This is a genomic window from Pseudomonas sp. WT-JTC (genome assembly GCF_056711565.1).
In genome coordinates this window covers 6,484,414-6,505,429 of record NZ_CM160042.1, presented here as the reverse complement: position 1 = coordinate 6,505,429, position 21,016 = coordinate 6,484,414, and the positions used below count along the sequence as shown (strand labels likewise).

Here is a 21,016-nt window from a genome sequence, read left to right as displayed (position 1 = left end):
TCAAGCTAATTAGCTAAATCCGTGGTATTTGGGGTTTTTTTCATGCAAGCGTATCAGCGCGATTTCATCCGTTTTGCCATCGATCGCGGCGTTTTGCGCTTCGGTGAGTTCACCCTGAAGTCCGGGCGCACCAGTCCTTACTTCTTCAACGCGGGCCTGTTCAACTCGGGTTCGGCCCTGGCGCAGCTGGGTCGTTTCTACGCCGCCGCCATTGCCGAAAGTGGTATTCCCTTCGACGTGCTGTTTGGCCCAGCCTACAAAGGCATTCCTTTGGCGGCGACCACTGCGGTGGCGTTGGCCGAGCATCACAACCGTGACCTGCCATGGTGCTTCAACCGCAAGGAAGCCAAGGCCCATGGCGAAGGCGGCAGCCTGGTTGGCGCACCGCTGACCGGTGAAGTGCTGATCATCGACGACGTGATCACCGCTGGCACGGCGATTCGTGAAGTGATGCAGATCATCGCCTCCCAGGACGGCGCCAAGGCGGCAGGCGTGCTGATCGCCCTGAACCGTCAGGAACGCGGCAACGGCGAGTTGTCGGCGATCCAGGAAGTCGAGCGTGACTTCGGCATACCGGTGATCAGCATCGTTTCGCTGAACCAGGTGCTGGAATTCCTGGCAGACGATCCACAGCTCAAGCAGCACCTGCCAGCCGTGGAAGCCTACCGCGCCCAGTTCGGCGTTTAACACGCTGGCCTTGTAGGAGCAGCCGGTCGACGCTCGATTGCTCGCGATGGACGTCCCAACAACGCGGGTTGTCAGGCACCCCGCGTTATCGTTGACGTTTTTCGCGAACAAGCTCGCTCCTACAAGGGGCTCTTTGTTTGTGCTGTCAGTGCAGTCTTCGCCATTTTCCTATCAGTTTTAGTGCCAATCCCAGATTGAATAGCGCGAACCCCAGCAGCGCCACGACAACTAGAACGTATAGCGTGCGGTCCACATCGAAATCCCACAGATCCAGTTTGCTGCCACGCATGATTCGAGCGGCGGCCGGCAGGTTGACGTAAAAAAGTGCGGTGAAGGCGCCGGTCAGGGGCAGGGCGCAACCGAGCAAAACGCCTGAAACCTTCTCTCGGCTATGTTTTCTGGCCAGTGGGCCTGGTTGCTTTTCATCCAGTCCCAACGCTTCATGCAATTTTGGCCATGCCAGGTTGAACATGAATGTGGTCAGGGTCAGCAGCAAACCACTGACCGCGACGATGTCACTGAACGGCATTCAGGCCCAGTGTCCGGCACAGCAGCGCGTGGGAATCCTCGCTGATTTCGAACTGCCCGGCACTGCCTTTGCGTTTGATGATGGGTTTGAAAGTCGGCTCGTTCTGGGTGATCAGCATGTTCAGTTCATCGCGGATGACGTCCGAGCTGATCACCACCAGATGCACCGTCTGCGCGTGCTCCGCAGACTCGACCACGGCTCGCATGCTGTGCTGCAAGATCTCGTCCAATTGATTGCGAAAGCGTGAAACCGTGTTTTTCAGCAGGGTTTTGCTTTGGCTCTGAGTCAGCTGGAAAATCGTCGATATCTGCGATTCGGTTGGCAGGGTCTGCCCGAAGTAGCTTTGAATCAGATACAGCAAACGGTCCTGTTTTGCTTCATCGGCCCGGCTCGGCATGCCGCCTTCAACCAGCATTTTCAAGTATTCAGTCAGGCTCGCCTTGGCGATACGCTGTAAGGCATGAGCAATTTCCGTGTCGGAAATCTTCAGGGTTTTCTTGACCGGCTCCTTCTGCTCCTGCTCGAAAGCCTGGGCGTCGATCGTGAACGAGATCTGCATGGCTCAGTGCCTCCGTGGCTATTTTTTGCTCGCAGGGCTGGTTGTCTCGGCCTTTTTGATCTCGACGGATTTGTCGGTTTTTTCCGGATACGGATCATTCAGGGCGTCGCCCTGGCCGGTCAATACTTTCCAGGCTTTGCGCGTGTGAGGGGTCTTTTTGAAATCAGGGCAGGGTGGCATTGATGTTTGCGACGGACCTGAATACTCAAATCCGCAGTCAACGCAGGCGTAGGTGCCTGCTGAAATGTCACTGCCGTATGGAACATGGTCTTTTTGCATGGGTAGATCTCCTGTGGATGCAGGGAAGATCCTATGCAGATTGATTCCTTAATGATGTCGGACGTTTCGTTATCTGAAGTAAGGCATTTCCTGCACGCATAAAAAAGATCGCAGACTTCGTCAGCACCTACGGAATATTCATACATCCGTAGGTGCCGCTGAAGGTTGCGATCTTTTTGACGTTCTTGAATCAGTGACGCTTGCGATTGCTGATCAAGGTGCCCACACCGGTATCGGTGAAGATTTCCAGCAGGATCGCGTTCGGCACGCGGCCGTCGATGATCAACGAGCTGCCCACGCCGCCCTGGACCGCTTCCAGCGCGCAACGGATCTTCGGCAGCATGCCGCCGTAGATGGTGCCGTCGGCGATCAGTTCGTCGACCTGTGCAGTGCTCAGGCCGGTCAGGACCTTGCCCGACTTGTCCATCAGGCCGGCGATGTTGGTCAGCAGCATCAACTTCTCGGCTTTCAGCGCTTCGGCGACTTTACCGGCCACCAGGTCAGCGTTGATGTTGTACGACTCGCCGTTGGCGCCGACACCGATGGGCGCGATCACCGGAATGAAGTCGCCCTTGACCAGCAGGTTCAGCAGGTCGGTGTTGATCCCGACCACCTCGCCCACATGGCCAATGTCGATGATTTCCGGGGTGGTCATCTCCGGGGTCTGACGGGTGACGGTGAGCTTCTTCGCACGAATCAGCTCAGCGTCTTTACCGGTCAGGCCGATGGCGCTGCCGCCATGACGGTTGATCAGGTTGACGATGTCCTTGTTGACCTGGCCGCCGAGGACCATTTCCACCACGTCCATGGTCGCGGCGTCGGTGACGCGCATGCCGTCGACAAAGTGGCTCTCGATCGACAGTCGCTTGAGCAGGTCACCGATTTGCGGACCGCCGCCGTGAACCACCACCGGGTTGATGCCCACGGCCTTCATCAGCACGATGTCGCGGGCGAAGCCGGTTTTCAGCTCCTCGCTTTCCATCGCGTTGCCGCCGTATTTGATCACCAGTGTCTTGCCGACATAACGGCGGATGTAAGGCAACGCTTCGGACAGGACCTTGGCGGTGTTGGCGGCGGCTTCGCGTTCGAGGGTCATTCAGGGCTCCGGGTGAATCAGAACGGTAGTTGGAGATCAGGTGCAACGCGCTTGAGCTGGATGCGGAACACATCCTTGATGCGTTGCAGTTCAGCCTCGTCATCGGCCTCGAAACGCAGCACCAGCACCGGTGTGGTGTTGGATGCGCGTACCAGGCCCCAGCCTTTGGCATAGTCGACTCGCACGCCGTCAATGGTGGTCAGGTCGGCGCCTGCGCCCCACTGTGCGTCGTGCAGTGCATCAATGATGCTGAATTTGCTCTCTTCGGTCACATGGATATTGATTTCCGGCGTAGAAATATCGTTCGGGAAGGTCGCGAACAGCTCTTCCGCCGAGGATTTTTCCTTGCTGAGGATCTCCAGCAACCGCGCGGCGCTGTAAATGCCGTCGTCGAAACCGAACCAGCGCTCCTTGAAGAAGATGTGCCCGCTCATTTCGCCGGCCAACAGGGCGCCGGATTGTTTCATTTTCTTTTTGATCAACGAGTGACCGGTCTTCCACATTAGCGACCGGCCGCCGTATTCCTTGATCAGCGGGATCAGGCGGCGGGTGCATTTGACGTCGAAGATAATCTCGGCGCCCGGGTTGCGTGCCACGACGTCGCGGGCGAACAACATCAGCAGGCGGTCCGGGTAGACGATGCTGCCGGTATTGGTCACCACACCGACGCGGTCACCATCGCCATCGAAGGCCAGGCCGATGTCAGCCTTGGTTTCCTTGACCTTGTTGATCAGGTCCACGAGGTTTTCAGGCTTGCCCGGGTCCGGGTGGTGGTTCGGGAAGTTGCCATCCACTTCGCAGAACAGCGGGATGACTTCGCAGTTCAGCGCTTCGATCAGTTGCGGGGCGATCACGCCGGCCGCGCCGTTGCCGCAGTCGACCACCACTTTCAGGCGACGGGCCAGCTTGATGTCCTGGACGATTTCAGTGGTGTAGCGGTCGAGGATCTCGACCTGGGTGACGCTGCCCTGGCCGCTGCTCAGGTTGTTGGTCTTGAGGCGGTCGTGCAGGGCCTGGATCTGTTCGTTGGCCAAGGTGTCGCCGGCAATGACGATCTTGAAGCCGTTGTAGTTCGACGGGTTGTGGCTGCCGGTGAGCATCACACCGGATTTACCGGCGAGCACGTTGGCGGCGTAGTAGAGCGCCGGAGTCGGAACCAGGCCGACATCACTGACGTGGCAGCCGCTGTCGGCGATGCCTTTGATCAGCTGTGCAACCAGCTCCGGGCCGGACAAGCGGCCATCGCGACCGACGGACACGTTCGGTTCGCCCTGGGCCAGGCTTTGCGAGCCGACGGCGCGGCCGATCCAGTAAGCGGTCTCAGCGTTCAGGAACTCCGGAACGGTGCCGCGAATGTCATAGGCGCGGAAAATGCTGTCAGGGAACTTGGGTGCGATGTTGGCCGGGGTGTTCATCTGTGGAAATGCTCCATCTCGAAAGTGGCTGGACAGGCCGCCGAGTCATTCGACGGCAGGTTCAAACTGAAGGGTATGACGGCGTTTTCCACAGAGAGTTCGTGGTGTGAAAGGGCCATGACGCCCCCGACGGCAAGGGTTTGGCTCGGTAATGCCTTGATTTTCGGTGCTAAACCTTGCAGATGACAATTTGAATTTTGTGGCGAGGGAGCTTGATCCCCCGCCACAGAAGAGCGTGACCGGATCAACGGGTACCGGTATGGCCGAAACCGCCAGTGCCGCGCTCGGTTTCAACAAACTCTTCAACCATCTCGAAATGAGCCTGTACCACCGGCACCAGCACCAGTTGCGCCAGGCGCTCGCCGACCGGCATGGTGAATTCGGTCTGGCCGCGGTTCCAGCAGGAGACCATCAATGGGCCCTGGTAGTCGGAGTCGATCAGCCCCACCAGGTTACCCAGCACGATGCCGTGCTTATGGCCCATCCCGGAGCGCGGCAGAATCAGCGCTGCCAGGTTCGGGTCACCGATGTAGACCGACAGACCGGTAGGGATCAGCACGGTTTCACCCGGCTTGATCACGGTGTCCTGTTCCAGCATGGCGCGCAGGTCGAGGCCGGCGGAGCCCGGTGTGGCGTATTGCGGCAGCGGGAATTCGGTACCGATGCGGGGGTCGAGGATCTTGGCTTGCAAAGCGTGCATGTAAATTAAACCTGGTTCAGACGTTCGGCGATAAAAGTGATCAGCTGGCGAGCAATCTTGCTCTTGCTGGTCTGGGCGAAGAGTGTGGCGTGAAGCTCACGGTCGATGACGCTGCAGGCGTTTTCTTCGCTGTTGAAGCCAATGCTCGGGTTGGCGACGTCGTTGGCGACGATCAGATCGAGGTTCTTGTCTTTCAACTTGCGTGCAGCGTAATCGAGCAGGTGCTCGGTCTCGGCGGCGAAACCGACACTGAACGGGCGGTCGGGACGGGTGGCGATGGTGGCCAGAATGTCCGGGTTGCGCACCATCTGCAGCAGCAAACCGTCGCCGTTCGTAGGATCTTTCTTGAGTTTCTGTGGGGCGACGACTTCCGGGCGGTAATCCGCGACTGCTGCCGAGGCGATGAACAGATCGCAAGGGATCGCCGCTTCGCAGGCGGCCAACATGTCGCGGGCGCTGACCACGTCGATGCGGGTGACGCGATCCGGGGTCGGCAGGTGCACCGGGCCGGTGATCAGGGTCACGCGGGCACCGGCTTCCACGGCGGCTTCGGCCAGGGCAAAGCCCATTTTCCCGGAGCTGTGGTTGGTGATGTAACGCACCGGGTCGATGTTTTCCTGGGTCGGGCCGGCCGTGATCAGTACGTGTTTGCCGGTCAGTGCCTGGCGCTGGAAGCAGTCGGCGGCGCATTGGGCCAGTTCAAGGGCTTCGAGCATGCGCCCCAGGCCGACGTCGCCGCAGGCCTGGCTGCCGGAGGCTGGACCGAAGACCTTGATGTCGCGGCTTTCGAGGGTTTGCAGGTTGGCCTGGGTCGCCGGATCGCGCCACATCGCCTGGTTCATTGCCGGCGCAACAGCGACCACTGCGTCAGTGGCCAATACCAGCGTGGTCAGTAGGTCATCGGCAATGCCTTGGGCCAGGCGTGCGATCAGGTCCGCCGTGGCGGGGGCGATCAGCACCAGGTCGGCCCATTTGGCCAGTTCGATATGGCCCATGGCCGCTTCGGCCGCCGGGTCCAGCAGGTCCAGGTGGACCGGGTGCCCGGACAGGGCCTGCATGGTCAACGGGGTGATGAACTCTGCGCCGCCTCGGGTCATGACCACGCGCACTTCGGCGCCCTGGTCGATCAGGCGGCGAACCAGGTCGGCGCTCTTGTAGGCAGCGATGCCGCCGCCGACGCCCAGAACAATGCGTTTCCGATACAGCCGCTGCATAGGCCTGCCTTTCAATTCGTTGGTGACATACGTGGCGAAACCCCCTCCCCAGGGTGAATTCGCCCGCAAAAAAGATGGGCTACGATATCACAGCGACCGCTACGGAACAGCGGTGCCCACAGACAGGGAGGTGCTATGAGTATTCGCGATTGGCCGGCGGCGGAGCGGCCGCGGGAGAGGTTGCTTGAACAGGGCTCGGGAAGTCTTTCGGACGCCGAACTGCTGGCGATTTTTTTACGAACGGGCGTGGTGGGCAAAAGCGCGGTAGATCTGGCGCGGCACCTGTTGAACCAGTTTGGCAGCCTGCGCTCGCTGCTTGAAGCCGACCAGGAAACGTTCAGCAAGCAACTGGGGCTTGGTCCGGCGAAATTTGCCCAACTGCAAGCTGCTCAAGAAATGAGCAGGCGTCATCTGGCCGAGCGTGCGCGCCAAAAATCGGCACTGGAGAATCCTCAGGCGGTTCGCGAGTACCTGAAATCGATGCTGCGCCACGAGCCACACGAGGTGTTTGGTTGCCTGTTTCTCGATTCCAGGCATCAGGTGCTGGGGTTTGAGACGCTGTTTCGTGGCTCCATCGACAACACCAGCGTGCATCCGCGAGAGGTGGTCAAGCGCGCCTTGGCCAACAACGCAGCGGCTTTGATCCTCTGCCACAACCACCCGTCGGGTAACTCCGATCCCAGCCAGGCCGACCGAGTGCTCACCAAGCGCCTGCAAAAGGCGCTGGAGCTGATTGACGTGCGGGTGCTGGATCACTTCATCATCGGTGATGGCGACCCGCTGTCGATGGCTGAGTATGGCTGGATGTGAATGATTCACTGTAGGAGCGAGCTCTGCTCGCGATGGTGGCCGGGGCACCGCTTTCATTCAGGCGGCCCTCGTCATCGTTGAAGTCCATCGCGAGCAGAGCTCGCTCCTACAGGGGTTCAGCCGTTTATTTCAGGTTCACCCTGGAGTAGTCCTGCCGACCGAACGGGCTGACCGAGTACCCCTCGACATCCTTGCGCGTCAGGGCGAAGGCCGTCGGGTGGGCCAGGGGTAGCCACAGCGCCTGCTGCTGGATCTGCGCCTGGGCCTGTTCGTAGAGCTTGCTGCGCACACCTTGCTCGCCGGTGGTCTTGCCGGCGCTGATCAGCTTGTCCAGGTCCTGGTTGCAGTAGCGGGCGAAGTTGGTGCCGGATTTGACCGCGGCGCAGGAAAACTGCGGCGTGAGGAAGTTGTCCGGGTCGCCGTTATCGCCAGCCCAGCCCATGAACAGCAAGTCGTGTTCACCGGCCTTGGCGCGGCGGATCAATTCGCCCCATTCGATTACGCGGATCTCGGCCTGAATGCCGATTTCCGCGAGGTCAGACTGCAGCAGTTGGGCGCCGAGGCTTGGGTTGGGGTTGAGCAGGCTGCCGGAAGGGCGGGTCCAGATGGTGGTCTGGAAGCCGTCCTTGAGTCCGGCCTTGGCCATCAATGCCTTGGCTTTTTCGATGTCACGGGGATACCCCGGCAGGCTTTTCGCGTAGCTCCAGGTGTTTGGCGGGTAGGGGCCGTTGGCGGCTTCGGCAGTGCCTTCGAACACGGCTTTGAGGTAATTGGCCTTGTCGAACGCCAGGTTGATCGCCTGGCGCACCTCAGGTTTGTCCAGCGGTGGATGCTGGCTGTTGATGCCGACGAATGCGGTCATGAACGCGTCAGTCTTTTCGACTTTCAGGGTCGGCTCTTTCAGCGCGGCCTGTACGTCCAGTGGCTTTGGCGACAGGGCAATCTGGCATTCGTTGTTACGCAGTTTCTGCAGGCGCACGTTGGCGTCCGGGGTGATGGCGAAGATCAGCGGGTCCACCGACGGTTTGCCACCGAAGTAATCCGGGTTGGCCTTGTAGCGGATCGAGGCGTCCTTCTGAAAACGGGTGAACACGAAAGGCCCCGTGCCGATTGGTTGGCTGTTGAGCTTCTCGGGCGTGCCGGCCTTCATCAGTTTGTCGGCGTATTCGGCCGAATAGATCGAGGCGAAGCCCATGCTCAGGGTCGCCAGGAAGGTCGAGTCCGGGTGGTCGAGGGCGAAACGCACGGTCTGCGGATCAAGGGCGTCGATCTTCTTGATCAGTGCAGGCAACTGCATCGATTGCGCATGCGGAAAGCCGCTCTGGGCGACCTTGTGCCACGCATTGGCCGGGTCGAGCATGCGGTCGAAGCTGAAAATCACGTCTTCGGCATTCAGGTCGCGCGTCGGAGTGAAGTACTCGGTGCGATGGAATTTCACCTGCGGGTGCAATTTGAACACGTAGGTCAGGCCGTCGGGGCTCACTTCCCAGCTGTCGGCGAGGCTGGCAACCACTTTGCCACTGGCCGTGTCGAAGTCCACCAGGCGATTCATCAACACATCGGCCGAGGCGTTGGTGGTGGTCAGCGAGTTGTACTGCACCACGTCGAACCCTTCAGGGCTGGCCTCGGTGCAGACGCTCAGGGCGGCAGCAAAGGCCTGTGGGCTCAGCAGAAGCGGGGCGAGCAACAGCGGTAGGGCAGCAAGGCGCATGGTCGGTTCCTTTACAGATCGAAGGCCCATCTGCAAGTGCAGTCTGGAAAAGGCTTACCCTAGTGGGCTCTTTTGTAAATGACTATCCCCTTTTTCATTTTGAGGTGACTATAGGCGCCTGATTTTGCTGTGCCCGCTTGGGAAACCCGCGATTGAGGTGTCTGGCAGATTTTCTGCGACGAGCGGTCGCAAGCGCCGACAGCCTTTATCCAAAGCGCTTGAGGCAGGAAAAAACGGGTTTTTATCAGTTCAAGGCACAGCGAATGTTGTTGCTCCCCAGTCTTTCTGGTATAAAGCAGCGCTCTTTTCTAGGGGCCCGGTTCCTTCACTGTAGGTGTAGCCGGTAAGACCTCTAAAGAATCGCGGCGCCTGGCGCCACAATGACTAGAGATTAAGCGGCCAACCCATGCCGGGTTGGGCATGTGGTTTTAGAGGGCTGAGGCATGTCTAGAGTATGTCAAGTTACCGGTAAGGGTCCGGTGACTGGGAATAACATTTCCCACGCAAACAACAAAACCCGTCGTCGTTTCCTGCCGAACCTGCAGCATCACCGCTTCTGGGTTGAAGAAGAGAAACGTTTCGTGCGTCTGCGCGTATCTGCCAAAGGCATGCGCATCATCGACAAGCGTGGCATCAGTGTCGTGCTGGCCGAACTTCGTCGCGATGGCAAGGTTTAAGGGAGCTAATCATGCGTGAATTGATTCGTTTGATTTCGAGCGCCGGTACTGGTCACTTCTACACTACCGACAAGAACAAGCGTACTACTCCGGACAAAATCGAGATCAAGAAATATGATCCGGTTGTTCGCAAGCACGTGATCTACAAGGAAGGCAAAATCAAGTAATTGATTTTTCCCTCTTACGAAAAAGGCCCGTATCGCGAGATACGGGCCTTTTTTGTTGCCTGTGGGTTATGCGGTGCCTGTCAGGGCTCCTTCGCGAGCAAGCCCGCTCCCACACGCACATGTGGTGTTCACTGAAGCTTGAATGTGGGAGCGGGCTTGCTCGCGAAGGGGTCAGCCCTGACAACGCAAGTCTTCAAGCCTTCTGTTCAAACGCCACATAGATCTTGCGGCATGGCTCCAGCACTTCCCAGGTGCCGCGAAAGCCTGCCGGGATCACAAAGCGATCACCCACGCGCAGCGTCTTGGCGTTGCCGTCGAGGTCACGTATCACGGAAACCCCCTGCACGATTTCGCAGTATTCGTGTTCGGTGAAGTTCACCGTCCACTGGCCGACAGCCCCTTCCCACACGCCGGCGTTCAATTGGCCGCAAGGGCTGTTGTAATGGTTGTACACCACTTGCTCGGGATCACCTTTCAGTACTTTGGTCGGATCCGGGCGATAGCGTTCGGCGGCGGTGGTGGCCTGGCTGAAGTCGACGATATTCTGGATGCTCATTGTTGTATTCCCCCGTGAATGCGACGCGAGTGGTTGGTAGAAGCAAAGTCTATGTTTATTAAAATGAACATCGCAAGGCCGTTTGCCGGCGTTATGTCAAATATATTGAAACTTCACCTGCCGCTGGTTTAGGGTGGTGGTTGCCTTGGGCCGACAAGCAGGCTGGCCGGGCAGAATTCCTGACAGCGCCCGCGAAGAACGCGGGTGTCGTATCAATAAGAGGAGGACACTCGCATGACCACCCTGACCCGTGCCGACTGGGAACAACGTGCCCGCGACCTGAAGATCGAAGGCCGCGCCTATATCAATGGCGAATACACCGACGCCGTTTCCGGCGAGACCTTCGAGTGCATCAGCCCGGTCGATGGCCGTCTGCTGGGCAAGATTGCCAGCTGTGACGCCGCCGATGCCCAGCGCGCTGTGGAAAACGCCCGCGCCACGTTCAATTCCGGTGTCTGGTCGCGCCTGGCGCCAACCAAGCGCAAATCCACCATGATCCGTTTCGCCGGCCTGCTCAAACAGCACGCCGAAGAGCTGGCCCTGCTTGAAACCCTGGACATGGGCAAGCCGATCAGCGATTCCCTGTACATCGACGTTCCCGGCGCGGCGCAAGCCCTGAGCTGGAGCGGCGAAGCCATCGACAAGATCTACGATGAAGTAGCGGCCACCCCGCACAATCAACTGGGCCTGGTGACCCGTGAGCCGGTGGGGGTTGTTGGCGCCATCGTGCCGTGGAACTTCCCGCTGATGATGGCGTGCTGGAAACTGGGCCCGGCGCTGTCCACCGGTAACTCGGTGATCCTCAAGCCGTCCGAAAAATCCCCGCTGACCGCCATCCGTATCGCTGAACTGGCTGTCGAAGCCGGCATCCCGAAAGGCGTGCTGAACGTATTGCCGGGTTACGGTCACACCGTCGGCAAGGCCCTGGCCCTGCACAACGACGTCGATACCCTGGTATTCACCGGCTCGACCAAAATCGCCAAGCAACTGTTGATCTACTCCGGCGAGTCGAACATGAAGCGCGTCTGGCTCGAAGCCGGCGGCAAGAGCCCGAACATCGTGTTCGCCGATGCGCCGAACCTGCAGGATGCTGCCGAAGCCGCTGCTGGTGCCATCGCCTTCAACCAGGGCGAAGTTTGCACCGCCGGTTCGCGCCTGCTGGTGGAGCGTTCGATCAAGGATAAATTCCTGCCGCTGGTGATCGAGGCGCTGAAGGCCTGGAAGCCGGGCAATCCGCTGGATCCGGCGACCAATGTTGGCGCGCTGGTCGATACCCAGCAGATGAACACCGTACTGTCCTATATCGAGTCCGGTCATGCCGACGGCGCCAGGCTGGTGGCCGGTGGCAAGCGTACGCTCCAGGAAACTGGCGGCACTTACGTTGAACCGACGATTTTCGACGGTGTGAGCAACGCGATGAAAATCGCCCAGGAAGAAATCTTCGGCCCGGTACTGTCGGTGATCGAATTCGACAGTGCCGAAGAAGCCATCGCGATCGCCAACGACACACCGTACGGCCTGGCTGCCGCGGTCTGGACTGGCGACATTTCCAAGGCTCACCTCACCGCCCGTGCACTGCGTGCCGGTAGCGTGTGGGTCAATCAGTACGATGGCGGCGACATGACCGCTCCGTTCGGTGGCTTCAAGCAGTCCGGCAACGGTCGCGACAAGTCCCTGCACGCGTTCGACAAATACACCGAGCTGAAGGCGACCTGGATCAAGTTGTAAGTCAGTGAGGGAGGCCTGTTGAGTAACAGGCCTCCCGAACGACGCAGATCCCCTGTGGGAGCGGGCTTGCTCGCGAAGGCGGTGTATCAGCCAACATTGATGTTGGATGTGATGACCTCTTCGCGAGCAAGCCCGCTCCCACAGTTGTTTGTATGGCCTGAAAAATAATTATCCACAGGAGCGTGGAATATGCGTTGGGCGACTTATTTCGCCGTTTTGGCATCTGTCCTGAGCGTCGGCCTGGCCCTGGGTGTCAGCATGCCACTGGTGTCGTTTCGCCTGGAGAGCTGGGGCTACGGCTCGTTTGCCATTGGCGTGATGGCTGCGATGCCGGCCATCGGCGTCCTCTTGGGGGCGAAAATCTCCAGCCATCTGGCGGCACGATTCGGCACGGCCAATCTGATGCGCCTGTGTCTGTGGGGCGGGGCGGTTTCGATCGGTTTGCTCGCACTGTTGCCGAGCTATCCGGTCTGGTTGGTGCTGCGGCTGATGATCGGGGTGATCCTGACCCTTGTATTCATCATCGGTGAAAGCTGGATCAATCAACTGGTGGTCGAGCAATGGCGTGGGCGGCTGGTGGCGCTGTATGGCAGCAGCTACGCACTGAGTCAGCTGGCGGGGCCGGTGTTGCTTGGCTTCCTCGGTACCGGGCACGATTATGGCTTTTGGGTGGGTGTCGGATTGTTGATGGCGGCTCCATTCTTGTTGCTGGGGCGCAGTGGTGCGCCGAGCAGCGAGGCCAGCAGCGTGACCTTGAATGATTTGCTCGCCTTCTGTCGTGGCTTGCCGGCGATTGCCTGGGCGGTGTCATTGTTCGCCGCGTTCGAGGCGATGATTTTGACGCTGCTGCCGGTCTATTGCCTGCGGCAGGGCTTCACCACGGAGATCGCCCTGGCGATGGTCAGTACGGTGGTGGTCGGCGATGCGGTGCTGCAATTGCCGATTGGTGCGTTGGCCGATCGCTTGTCGCGACGCGCATTGTTCACCGGTTGTGCGGTGGTTTTACTGATCTCGAGCCTGGCGATTCCGATGCTGATCGACACGCTGTTGATCTGGCCATTGTGGGTGTTGTTCGGCGCCAGCGCCGGCGGGTTGTTCACCTTGTCACTGATCCTGATCGGCGAGCGCTATCGTGACGACGCACTGGTGCGCGCCAACGCGCATATTGCCCAGCTGTGGGGGATTGGTTGTCTGATCGGGCCGTTGCTGGCGGGTGCCGGCAGCCAGTGGATCAGCGGCCATGCGTTGCCGTTGCTGATGGCGGTAGGGGCCTTGGGCGTGTTGATCGTGGTGTCGCGGCAAGGGGCGTTTGGTGCGCTTGCCGAGCCGGCCTAGAGCATTTTCTCCAGGCCAACCGTGTTGCTCAGCCACGCATTGAAGCGCCGCCACCAACTCCCTGGCTCCTTGGTCAGGGTGTGCTTTTTTCCGTCGTCTTCGGTGGTCCAGACGATCTGATCGTTTTCCAGCTCCACCTGGTAGCTCAGGGCTGGCGCCATACCCTGCAGCGCCAGTTCGCGGACCCCTGCGGCCAACTCCGGACTGTCCACCAGCACGCCGACTTCGGTGTTCCACAGCACCGAGCGCGGATCGAAATTGAACGAGCCGATAAAGGATTTCTGCTGGTCGAAGATCATCGCCTTGCTGTGCAGGCTGGAGTCGGAGCCGCGAAAGGAGCTACCGGAAAACAGATGCGGTCCGCTTCCGCCGCCGCCTTCCTCGCCGGGTTGGCGGCGCAACTCGTAAAGCTTCACGCCATGTTCCAGCAGTGCCCTGCGGTAGGGCGCGTAACCGCCGTGTACCGCGGGAACGTCCGTGGCTTCCAGTGAATTGGTGAGCAATCTCACCGAAACGCCGGCGTCGGCGCGCCCAGTCAGGTACACCAGGCCAGGCTGGCCGGGCACAAAGTAGGCCGAGATCATGATCAGCTCTTTGCTGACATGATCGAGTTCAGGTGCGAGATGCGTGGTCAGCAGCAACTGCGGATCGGGTTCGCCCTTGGCCAGTACCTTGCTCGGCGCATCCCACAATGCCTGGTTCCAGGCCCAGACCAGCTCGCGACGCCAGATGTCCAGGCGCGGGTGTGTGGTGAAGGTCATCAGGTGTTTGTAGAGCGCGTGATTCTGTTTGCGTGTTTGCGCCAGGGACTCTTCCAGTCGGGTGCGGGTGTTTTCCAGGTCCTTGGCGGTGGGTTTGCTCGACAGGAATTCGTCGATCGGCTTGCTCAGGGCGCTGTTCCAGTACTGGTCGAAACTGTGCCCGAGTTGCTCGGCAACCGGGCCGACACTGAGCATGTCGATGTCAGTGAAATTCATCTTGGTCTCGGCATCGTAATACTCGTCCCCCAGATTTCGTCCGCCGACGATGGCCATGCTGTTGTCCGCCAGCCACAACTTGTTATGCATGCGTCGATGCTGTTGCGACAGGTTGAACAGCCGGCCCACGGTACGCGTCACGCCGGTGCTGCGGCCAAGATTCAGCGGATTGAATACGCGGATCTGGATTTTCGGGTGCGCGGCAAGGGTGGCAATGACCCGGTCCAGGCCGTCGCTGGCGGTGTCGTCGAGCAGTACCCGCACCCGTACGCCCCGGTCGGCGGCCTTGAGCAATTCCTCGATCAACATGCGCGTGCTGATGCCGTCGTGCACGATGTAGTACTGCAAGTCGAGACTGCTTTGGGCGTTGCGGATCAGCTCGGCGCGGGCGGTGAAGGCCTCGGTACTGTCCGATAGCAGGCGAAAGCCTGATTGTCCCTTGTAAGGAGCGGCCTGCGCCTGGACCGAGCGGCCGAATGCGGAGTCTGAAGCCGGCAGCGCCTGGCTGGGTTCGCGTCGAACGTCGAAGCTGGAGCAACCGCCCAGGAGCGTGGCGAGCAGCAGAAGAGCAAGCAGGGGCTGTCTGACTCTCACGTAGGATCGTTCCGTTTGGCTGCGCAGATAGGCATATGGACGCCGATTCCCGAATAAAAGTCAGTCGCTGAGCTGATCGGTTTCCGCCAGCAGTTTGATCGCTGTCGCGCCGACCTTGCGCACCGCGTCTTCGATCTGCGGTGTTGGCTTGGCAGCGTAGTTCATGCGCAGGCAATTGCGGTACTTGCCCGAGGCGGAAAAAATACTGCCCACGGCAATCTGTACGCCCTGGTCGTGCAGTGCCCGATTCAGTTTCAGGGTGTCGAAGCTTTCCGGCAGCTCGACCCACAGCATGAAGCTGCCTTGCGGGCGACTGGCGCGGGTGCCGGCCGGGAAGTAGCGGGTTACCCAATCGATCATCATGTCGCGATTGCGCTGGTATTGCGTACGCATCCGCCGCAAATGCGGTTCGAAATGGCCACCTTTGAGGAATTCGGCAATGGCGATCTGCGGTTGTGGCGCGGTGGAGCCCGTGCTGATGTATTTCATGTGCAGCACGCGTTCCAGATAACGGCCCGGTGCGACCCAGCCGATGCGCAGGCCCGGCGCCAGGGTCTTGGAAAACGAACTGCACAGCAGGACACGACCGTCCTCGTCGAAGGATTTGATCGTGCGCGGACGCGGATAGGTGTAGGCCAGTTCGCCATACACATCGTCCTCGATGATCGCCACGTCAAAGCGCTGCGCAAGCGTCAACAGCGCGCGTTTGCGCGACTCGGGCATGATGTAGCCCAGTGGGTTGTTGCAGTTGGGGGTCAACTGTATGACCTTGATCGGCCACTGCTCCAGGGCCAGTTCCAGCGCTTCGAGGCTGATGCCGGTCAGCGGATCGGTGGGGATTTCCAGGGCTTTCATGCCCAGGCCCTTGAGGGTCTGCATGGCGCCGTGGAAGCTTGGCGAGTCCACCGCCACGATGTCTCCCGGCTGGCAAATCGCACGAATGCTGGTGGACAGCGCTTCATGGCATCCAGTGGTGACCACCAGATCGCTGGCACCCAGTTGGCAGCCGGAATCGAGCATCAGGCGAGCGATCTGTTCGCGCAGTTCGAGGTTACCGTGGATATTGTCGTAATACAGGCCAGGCATGTCCTGCCGCCGGCTGATTCGCGCCAGGTCGCGCAGCAGCGGCTTCATGGTCGGGCTGGTGATGTCCGGCATGCCGCGCCCCAATTGCACCACGTCTTTGCGCGGCACCGCGCGAATCAGTTCCAGCACCTGATCCCATTGAGAGATATCCACCGGGCGCTGGGCCGGGCGACCGACCGCCGGCAAATCCGGCAGTTCGCGGCTGGCGGGAACAAAGTACCCGGACTTGGGCCGTGGCGTGGCCAGCCCGCTATCTTCCAGCACCCGATAGGCCTGCTGCACCGTGCTCAGGCTGACACCGTACTCGACGCTCAGCGCCCGTACCGAAGGCAGCCGGTCACCGGGGCGATAGAAGCCCTGTTCGATACGCGTGCCGAGCAACTCGGCGAGGTTGACGTAAAGGGTCATGGTGCAGCCTCGATAGGGATGATTCGGTTAACCAGTACAGATAGGGCAAAAAATCGGGATTCAGTGGCGGAATCGGTAAATCTGTATGGATTTAATACGGTTGCTTTGAATCTGTAATGCTTTTGCGCGCCCACGCATCATGGAACCTCTGGCTACCCAAGTAAACAGGAGCATCCACGATGAACGGTTTGAGCGATGTGCGGCTGACGTTACGCAGTCAGGAGCTGGCGACAGGACAGAACAACGGCACGCGGGAGGCGGGCATGCATCATGCGCCGTCCGGCCTGAGTCGCTGGGACCGGTTCTGGCGTCGCCTGCACACGCGCAAGGCGTTGCTGTCGCTGACGGCCGACCAGCTCAAGGATGTCGGGCTGACGCGGGAACAGGCGCAGGAGGAGGGGCTGAAGCCTTTCTGGCGGATCTGAGATTTGCGGTGTTTTTCAGGGCCACTTCGCGAGCAAGCCCGTTCCCACAGGGGATTTGTGTTCCTCTGTGGGAGCGGGCTTGCTCGCGAAGGCGTCAGAGCTGACACCGACAATCTTTCAGACCAACTCTTTAAACCGATGCCACAACATCCCCAGCGCCAGTAACGGCGAACGCAAAAGCCTGCCGCCGGGGAAGGTGATGTGCGGCACCTTGGCAAACAGATCGAAGCCGCCGCTGTGCTGGCCGCTGATGGCTTCGGCCAGCAACTTGCCGGCCAGGTGCGTGGCATTCACGCCATGACCGGAATAGGCCTGGGCGTAGTACACGTTCGGCTGGTCCTTGAGTCGCCCGATCTGCGGCAGGCGATTGGCGCCGATGCCGATCATGCCGCCCCATTGGTAATCGATCTTCACGGCGCCCAATTGCGGGAAGACATCCAGCATTTTCGGACGCATATACGCGGCGATGTCTTTCGGGTCGCGGCCCGAGTAATGGCAGGCGCCGCCAAACAGCAGGCGCCGGTCCGCCGAAAGCCGGTAGTAGTCCAGCGCCACTCGCTGGTCACAGACCGCCATGTTCTGCGGCAGCAAGGCGTGGGCCTGTTCTTTGCTCAGTGGTTCGGTGGCGATGATGTAGCTGCCGGCGGGCAGGACTTTACCGCTGAGTTCCGGGTTGAGGTTGTTGAGGTAGGCGTTGCAGCCCAGTACCAGGGTTTTGGCGCGCACCGATCCCCCGGCGGTATGGACTTTGACCTCGGGGCCATAGTCGATGCGGGTCACGGCCGACTGTTCGAACAGCTGGACCCCCAGACGTTGTGCCGCTGCGGCTTCGCCCAAGGCCAGGTTCAGTGGATGCAGGTGTCCCGAACCCATGTCGATCAGGCCGCCGACGTAACGCGTGGAGCCAACCACGGTGTGCATCTCGTGGGCTTGCAGCAAACGGGTCTCGTAGCGATAGCCGAGGCTGCGCAGTTCCTCGGCATCCTCGGCGAAACCTTCCAGGTCACGGGGTTTGTTGGCGAGGTCGCAGTATCCCCAGGTCAGGTCACAGGGGATCTGGAAGCGCTCGACCCGTTGCCGGACGATTTCCACGGCTTCCAGGCCCATGAGTTTCATTTGCCGAACACCTTCGACACCGATGACGTTGGTGAACTGATCGAGGCCGTGACCGACGCCGCGAATCAGCTGCCCGCCATTGCGTCCACTGGCGCCCCAGCCGATTCGATGGGCTTCGAGCAACACCACGCTGAGGCCGCGCTCGGCCAGCTCAAGCGCCGTGTTCAACCCCGAAAAACCACCGCCAACCACGCAGACATCGGCCAGCACTTCACCTTTGAGCGCCGCAAGCTCGGGCTGCGGCAGGCTGCTGGCGGCGTAGTAGGAGGCGATGTGGTCCGGAGCAGGCTGTTGAGCACGGGCAGTCATGTGCGTGGTCCTGATTCTTGCGTTTAGAAAATTTGACGGAGCATAAGCCGGACCTTCCGGACGGGCAACATTGGTCGCCTGGTGCTGTCTGGATCGGGGCTTTTGCGTCAGAATCCGGCTCTATTCCGCTATTGGTCACCGCTGCAATGAGCTGCAACAGCCAGACAATTCGCACATTGCGACAACAGATTCCCTCATTCGAGTGCGTTCCCGGCTGCCATGACTGCTGCGGGCCGGTGACCACCTCGCCTGAAGAAATGTCGCGTCTGCCGCGCAAGACTCGCGCCGAGCAGGATGCCGCCATGGAAGAACTCAACTGTGTGCACCTGGGGCCCAATGGTTGCACCGTGTATGGCGAGCGGCCGCTGATCTGCCGGTTGTTCGGCACCACCAAGACCTTGCCGTGCCCCAATGGGCGCGGGCCAGTGGAGCTGATTCATCCGCGGGTGGAGAAGCAGGTGTTCGAGTACATGGCATCGAACCGGCAGGTGTTGGTCTAGCTGGACCGAGTCGCGGCCTTCGCGAGCAAGCCCGCTCCCACAGGTACAGCGACGATTCTGTGGGAGCGGGCTTACTCGCGAAAGCGGCCGAATAGACACCGCAATACTCAATCCGGAATCGGCAACGTCAGGCTCTCCTTCACTTCTTCCATCACGATGTAACTCTTGGATTCGCGCACGTGGGGCAGCTTGAGCAGGATGTCGCCCAGCAATTTGCGGTACGAGGCCATCTCGGAAATCCGCGCCTTTACCAGGTAGTCGAAATCCCCTGACACCAGATGACACTCCAGCACATGGGGCAATTTCAGCACCGCACGTCGGAACTCTTCGAAAGTGTCGCCGGATTTGTAATCCAGGCTGATCTCGACAAACACCAGCAGGCTACCCTTCAGGTGTTGCGGATTGAGCCTGGCGTTGTAGCCCATGATGATCCCTTCGCGCTCCAGACGCCGGACCCGCTCAGTACAGGGCGTGGTCGAGAGCCCGACCTTTTCCCCAAGCTCCGTAAAGGAAATCCGCCCGTCCGCTTGCAGGATCCGCAGGATGTTGCGGTCGATCTTGTCCAGCTCACGTTTAGTCTGAGTGTTGGTACGCATAGGGGATGCGCCTCCGTGAAAAGGGTTTTTGCCGAGAATTGTCGCCAAATATAGGCGTTTATATAGTGAAAAGCACTGGCAAATCTTTTTTACACTGCGCGCATCTGAAGCTCTGAATAACAAACGTCAGCGGTTAGCCGCGATGAGGGATTTGAAAATGCGCGTCATGGTCTTGGGTAGCGGCGTCATCGGTACCACCAGTGCTTACTATCTGGCCCGTGCCGGGTTTGAAGTGGTGGTGGTGGACCGGCAGCCGGCTGCTGCCATGGAGACCAGTTTCGCCAACGCCGGGCAGGTCTCGCCGGGTTATGCCTCGCCGTGGGCCGCTCCGGGTGTGCCGCTCAAGGCCATCAAGTGGCTGTTGCAGCGCCACGCGCCCCTGGCAATCAAGGCCACTGCCGACATCGACCAGTACCTGTGGATGGCACAGATGCTACGCAACTGCACCGCCAGCCGTTACGCGGTGAACAAGGAGCGCATGGTCCGTCTGTCCGAGTACAGCCGTGACTGCCTCGATGAGCTGCGCCTGGAGACCGGCATCGCCTACGAAGGCCGCAGCCTCGGCACCACCCAGCTGTTCCGTACCCAGGCCCAGCTCGACGGCGCCGCGAAAGACATCGCCGTGCTGAAAGAGTCCGGCGTGCCGTTCGAACTGCTCGACCGCGAAGGCATTGCCCGCGTTGAACCGGCACTGGCCAGCGTCACCGACATCCTCGCCGGTGCCCTGCGCCTGCCGAACGACCAGACCGGCGACTGCCAGATGTTCACCACCAAGCTCGCCGAGATGGCTGCGAACCTCGGTGTGCAATTCCGTTTCGACCAGGACATTCAGCGCCTCGACTTCGCCGGTGACCGCATCAACGGCGTGTGGATCGACGGCAAACTGGAAACCGCCGATCGCTACGTGCTGGCCCTCGGCAGCTACTCGCCGCAGCTGCTCAAGCCGCTGGGGATCAAGGCGCCGGTGTATCCGCTCAAGGGCTACTCCCTGACCGTGCCGATCACCAACCCGGCGATGGCTCCGACCTCGACCATTCTCGACGAGACCTACAAGGTCGCGATCACCCGTTTCGACAACCGCATCCGCGTCGGTGGCATGGCTGAAATTGCCGGTTTTGACCTGTCGCTGAACCCGCGTCGACGCGAAACCCTGGAGATGATCGTCAACGATCTTTATCCTCAGGGCGGCGATCTGGCCCAGGCAAGCTTCTGGACCGGTCTGCGTCCGACTACGCCGGACGGCACCCCGATTGTCGGTGCCACCCCGTTCAAGAACCTGTTCCTGAACACCGGTCACGGCACGCTGGGCTGGACCATGGCCTGTGGCTCCGGTCGCTTGCTGGCTGACCTGATGGCCAAGAAAAAGCCGCAGATCAGCGCCGAAGGCCTGGATATTTCCCGTTATGGCGACAAAACCCAGGAGTCTGCAAAGCATGTCAATCCAGCACCCGCTCACCAGTGAGTGCATGAACTGTTGGTTGTAACCGCTTTGCCCTAAGCCTGTCAGAAAAGATCCCTCTCCCGGTGCTGTTGGTGGTTAAT

At 60.1% G+C, this 21,016-nt stretch carries 21 protein-coding genes and 1 pseudogene; 9 read left to right on the top strand and 13 right to left on the bottom strand.

Annotated elements, in window-relative coordinates; all coding sequences use genetic code 11:
* Positions 1-42 precede the first annotated feature (42 nt).
* Positions 43-687: an orotate phosphoribosyltransferase gene (pyrE, locus tag AC06G5_RS29650; protein ID WP_007954442.1), complete on the top strand. Its 645-nt coding sequence runs from the start codon at positions 43-45 to the stop codon at positions 685-687.
* A 145-nt stretch (positions 688-832) separates the two neighbouring features.
* Here pyrE and AC06G5_RS29645 read toward each other — a convergent pair whose 3' ends face one another.
* The 7 genes and pseudogenes from AC06G5_RS29645 to coaBC all read right to left on the bottom strand — a co-directional run bounded on the left by AC06G5_RS29645 (position 833) and on the right by coaBC (position 6,479).
* Positions 833-1,216 (bottom strand): hypothetical protein, encoded by a 384-nt coding sequence (locus AC06G5_RS29645; RefSeq protein WP_480458708.1) that lies wholly within the window; start codon positions 1,214-1,216, stop codon positions 833-835.
* Positions 1,203-1,775, bottom strand: coding sequence for a hypothetical protein (locus AC06G5_RS29640; RefSeq protein ID WP_413423331.1), 573 nt, complete (start codon positions 1,773-1,775; stop codon positions 1,203-1,205). Before AC06G5_RS29640 ends, AC06G5_RS29645 begins: the two co-directional genes overlap by 14 nt.
* 18 nt (positions 1,776-1,793) lie before the next feature.
* Positions 1,794-2,054: a hypothetical protein gene (locus AC06G5_RS29635; protein ID WP_413423333.1), complete on the bottom strand. Its 261-nt coding sequence runs from the start codon at positions 2,052-2,054 to the stop codon at positions 1,794-1,796.
* 190 nt (positions 2,055-2,244) lie between these two features.
* Entirely contained in the window at positions 2,245-3,150 is a 906-nt protein-coding gene (argB, locus tag AC06G5_RS29630; protein WP_007996521.1) for an acetylglutamate kinase, read from the bottom strand.
* Between the two features lie 17 nt (positions 3,151-3,167).
* A pseudogene (locus AC06G5_RS29625) lies at positions 3,168-4,544 on the bottom strand (phosphomannomutase/phosphoglucomutase); the annotation flags it as partial.
* Positions 4,545-4,809: 265 nt separating this feature from the next.
* Positions 4,810-5,265, bottom strand: a complete 456-nt coding sequence (gene dut / locus AC06G5_RS29620) for a dUTP diphosphatase (RefSeq protein ID WP_007975171.1) — start codon at positions 5,263-5,265, stop codon at positions 4,810-4,812.
* Between the two features lie 5 nt (positions 5,266-5,270).
* Positions 5,271-6,479 (bottom strand): bifunctional phosphopantothenoylcysteine decarboxylase/phosphopantothenate--cysteine ligase CoaBC, encoded by a 1,209-nt coding sequence (gene coaBC, locus AC06G5_RS29615; RefSeq protein WP_102700099.1) that lies wholly within the window; start codon positions 6,477-6,479, stop codon positions 5,271-5,273.
* A 135-nt stretch (positions 6,480-6,614) separates the two neighbouring features.
* Between coaBC and radC the strand changes: the two genes are divergently transcribed.
* Positions 6,615-7,289, top strand: coding sequence for a RadC family protein (gene radC / locus AC06G5_RS29610; RefSeq protein ID WP_413423337.1), 675 nt, complete (start codon positions 6,615-6,617; stop codon positions 7,287-7,289).
* A 124-nt stretch (positions 7,290-7,413) separates the two neighbouring features.
* Here radC and AC06G5_RS29605 read toward each other — a convergent pair whose 3' ends face one another.
* Positions 7,414-9,000 carry an ABC transporter substrate-binding protein gene (locus tag AC06G5_RS29605; RefSeq protein ID WP_413423339.1) on the bottom strand — a complete coding sequence of 529 codons (1,587 nt, stop codon included), beginning with the start codon at positions 8,998-9,000 and terminating at the stop codon, positions 7,414-7,416.
* Positions 9,001-9,443: 443 nt separating this feature from the next.
* Here AC06G5_RS29605 and rpmB point away from each other — a divergent pair, with 443 nt between their 5' ends.
* Both rpmB and rpmG read left to right on the top strand, forming a co-directional pair.
* Complete coding sequence (gene rpmB / locus AC06G5_RS29600) at positions 9,444-9,677, top strand: 50S ribosomal protein L28 (protein ID WP_003177273.1); 234 nt, start codon at positions 9,444-9,446, stop codon at positions 9,675-9,677.
* Positions 9,678-9,688: 11 nt separating this feature from the next.
* Positions 9,689-9,844: a 50S ribosomal protein L33 gene (gene rpmG, locus AC06G5_RS29595; protein WP_003177274.1), complete on the top strand. Its 156-nt coding sequence runs from the start codon at positions 9,689-9,691 to the stop codon at positions 9,842-9,844.
* A 193-nt stretch (positions 9,845-10,037) separates the two neighbouring features.
* Here the strand turns inward: rpmG and AC06G5_RS29590 are convergent, their stop codons facing one another.
* Positions 10,038-10,400: a cupin domain-containing protein gene (locus AC06G5_RS29590; RefSeq protein WP_057395874.1), complete on the bottom strand. Its 363-nt coding sequence runs from the start codon at positions 10,398-10,400 to the stop codon at positions 10,038-10,040.
* Between the two features lie 234 nt (positions 10,401-10,634).
* Here AC06G5_RS29590 and AC06G5_RS29585 point away from each other — a divergent pair, with 234 nt between their 5' ends.
* The gene (locus tag AC06G5_RS29585) at positions 10,635-12,128 is read left to right on the top strand and encodes an aldehyde dehydrogenase (RefSeq protein WP_480458705.1); all 1,494 of its coding nucleotides are present in this window, start codon (positions 10,635-10,637) and stop codon (positions 12,126-12,128) included.
* 189 nt (positions 12,129-12,317) lie between these two features.
* Entirely contained in the window at positions 12,318-13,463 is a 1,146-nt protein-coding gene (locus AC06G5_RS29580; RefSeq protein WP_413423344.1) for an MFS transporter, read from the top strand.
* Here AC06G5_RS29580 and AC06G5_RS29575 read toward each other — a convergent pair.
* Both AC06G5_RS29575 and AC06G5_RS29570 read right to left on the bottom strand, forming a co-directional pair.
* The gene (locus AC06G5_RS29575) at positions 13,460-15,034 is read right to left on the bottom strand and encodes a phospholipase D family protein (protein ID WP_413423346.1); all 1,575 of its coding nucleotides are present in this window, start codon (positions 15,032-15,034) and stop codon (positions 13,460-13,462) included. The genes AC06G5_RS29580 and AC06G5_RS29575 overlap by 4 nt on opposite strands.
* Before the next feature lie 60 nt (positions 15,035-15,094).
* Positions 15,095-16,528 (bottom strand): aminotransferase-like domain-containing protein, encoded by a 1,434-nt coding sequence (locus tag AC06G5_RS29570; protein ID WP_413703814.1) that lies wholly within the window; start codon positions 16,526-16,528, stop codon positions 15,095-15,097.
* A 179-nt stretch (positions 16,529-16,707) separates the two neighbouring features.
* Between AC06G5_RS29570 and AC06G5_RS29565 the strand changes: the two genes are divergently transcribed.
* Positions 16,708-16,953, top strand: a complete 246-nt coding sequence (locus AC06G5_RS29565; protein WP_413423350.1) for a DUF1127 domain-containing protein — start codon at positions 16,708-16,710, stop codon at positions 16,951-16,953.
* Positions 16,954-17,070: 117 nt separating this feature from the next.
* On the opposite strand, the gene AC06G5_RS29560 is transcribed toward AC06G5_RS29565, so the two are convergent.
* Complete coding sequence (locus AC06G5_RS29560) at positions 17,071-18,378, bottom strand: NAD(P)/FAD-dependent oxidoreductase (protein WP_413423352.1); 1,308 nt, start codon at positions 18,376-18,378, stop codon at positions 17,071-17,073.
* A gap of 146 nt (positions 18,379-18,524) precedes the next feature.
* On the opposite strand from AC06G5_RS29560, the gene AC06G5_RS29555 reads away from it, so the two are divergent.
* On the top strand, positions 18,525-18,878 hold the full coding sequence (locus AC06G5_RS29555; RefSeq protein WP_126048280.1) for a YkgJ family cysteine cluster protein: 354 nt from the start codon (positions 18,525-18,527) through the stop codon (positions 18,876-18,878).
* A 107-nt stretch (positions 18,879-18,985) separates the two neighbouring features.
* Here AC06G5_RS29555 and AC06G5_RS29550 read toward each other — a convergent pair whose 3' ends face one another.
* Positions 18,986-19,474: an Lrp/AsnC ligand binding domain-containing protein gene (locus AC06G5_RS29550; protein ID WP_007975155.1), complete on the bottom strand. Its 489-nt coding sequence runs from the start codon at positions 19,472-19,474 to the stop codon at positions 18,986-18,988.
* Positions 19,475-19,631: 157 nt separating this feature from the next.
* Between AC06G5_RS29550 and dadA the strand changes: the two genes are divergently transcribed.
* Positions 19,632-20,936 (top strand): D-amino acid dehydrogenase, encoded by a 1,305-nt coding sequence (dadA, locus tag AC06G5_RS29545; RefSeq protein ID WP_413423355.1) that lies wholly within the window; start codon positions 19,632-19,634, stop codon positions 20,934-20,936.
* The last annotated feature ends 80 nt before the right edge of the window (positions 20,937-21,016 follow it).

Excerpts from the sequence above, each read along its gene's own strand:
- AC06G5_RS29560 (WP_413423352.1), bottom strand. The coding sequence starts at position 18,378 with ATGACTGCCCGTGCTCAACAGCCTGCTCCGGACCACATCGCCTCCTAC.
- pyrE (WP_007954442.1), top strand. The coding sequence starts at position 43 with ATGCAAGCGTATCAGCGCGATTTCATCCGTTTTGCCATCGATCGCGGC.
- dut (WP_007975171.1), bottom strand. The coding sequence starts at position 5,265 with ATGCACGCTTTGCAAGCCAAGATCCTCGACCCCCGCATCGGTACCGAA.
- AC06G5_RS29580 (WP_413423344.1), top strand. The coding sequence starts at position 12,318 with ATGCGTTGGGCGACTTATTTCGCCGTTTTGGCATCTGTCCTGAGCGTC.
- AC06G5_RS29585 (WP_480458705.1), top strand. The coding sequence starts at position 10,635 with ATGACCACCCTGACCCGTGCCGACTGGGAACAACGTGCCCGCGACCTG.
- coaBC (WP_102700099.1), bottom strand. The coding sequence starts at position 6,479 with ATGCAGCGGCTGTATCGGAAACGCATTGTTCTGGGCGTCGGCGGCGGC.
- AC06G5_RS29635 (WP_413423333.1), bottom strand. The coding sequence starts at position 2,054 with ATGCAAAAAGACCATGTTCCATACGGCAGTGACATTTCAGCAGGCACC.
- AC06G5_RS29590 (WP_057395874.1), bottom strand. The coding sequence starts at position 10,400 with ATGAGCATCCAGAATATCGTCGACTTCAGCCAGGCCACCACCGCCGCC.
- argB (WP_007996521.1), bottom strand. The coding sequence starts at position 3,150 with ATGACCCTCGAACGCGAAGCCGCCGCCAACACCGCCAAGGTCCTGTCC.
- AC06G5_RS29645 (WP_480458708.1), bottom strand. The coding sequence starts at position 1,216 with ATGCCGTTCAGTGACATCGTCGCGGTCAGTGGTTTGCTGCTGACCCTG.
- AC06G5_RS29555 (WP_126048280.1), top strand. The coding sequence starts at position 18,525 with ATGAGCTGCAACAGCCAGACAATTCGCACATTGCGACAACAGATTCCC.
- AC06G5_RS29565 (WP_413423350.1), top strand. The coding sequence starts at position 16,708 with ATGAACGGTTTGAGCGATGTGCGGCTGACGTTACGCAGTCAGGAGCTG.
- radC (WP_413423337.1), top strand. The coding sequence starts at position 6,615 with ATGAGTATTCGCGATTGGCCGGCGGCGGAGCGGCCGCGGGAGAGGTTG.
- rpmB (WP_003177273.1), top strand. The coding sequence starts at position 9,444 with ATGTCTAGAGTATGTCAAGTTACCGGTAAGGGTCCGGTGACTGGGAAT.
- rpmG (WP_003177274.1), top strand. The coding sequence starts at position 9,689 with ATGCGTGAATTGATTCGTTTGATTTCGAGCGCCGGTACTGGTCACTTC.
- dadA (WP_413423355.1), top strand. The coding sequence starts at position 19,632 with ATGCGCGTCATGGTCTTGGGTAGCGGCGTCATCGGTACCACCAGTGCT.
- AC06G5_RS29570 (WP_413703814.1), bottom strand. The coding sequence starts at position 16,528 with ATGACCCTTTACGTCAACCTCGCCGAGTTGCTCGGCACGCGTATCGAA.
- AC06G5_RS29550 (WP_007975155.1), bottom strand. The coding sequence starts at position 19,474 with ATGCGTACCAACACTCAGACTAAACGTGAGCTGGACAAGATCGACCGC.
- AC06G5_RS29605 (WP_413423339.1), bottom strand. The coding sequence starts at position 9,000 with ATGCGCCTTGCTGCCCTACCGCTGTTGCTCGCCCCGCTTCTGCTGAGC.
- AC06G5_RS29640 (WP_413423331.1), bottom strand. The coding sequence starts at position 1,775 with ATGCAGATCTCGTTCACGATCGACGCCCAGGCTTTCGAGCAGGAGCAG.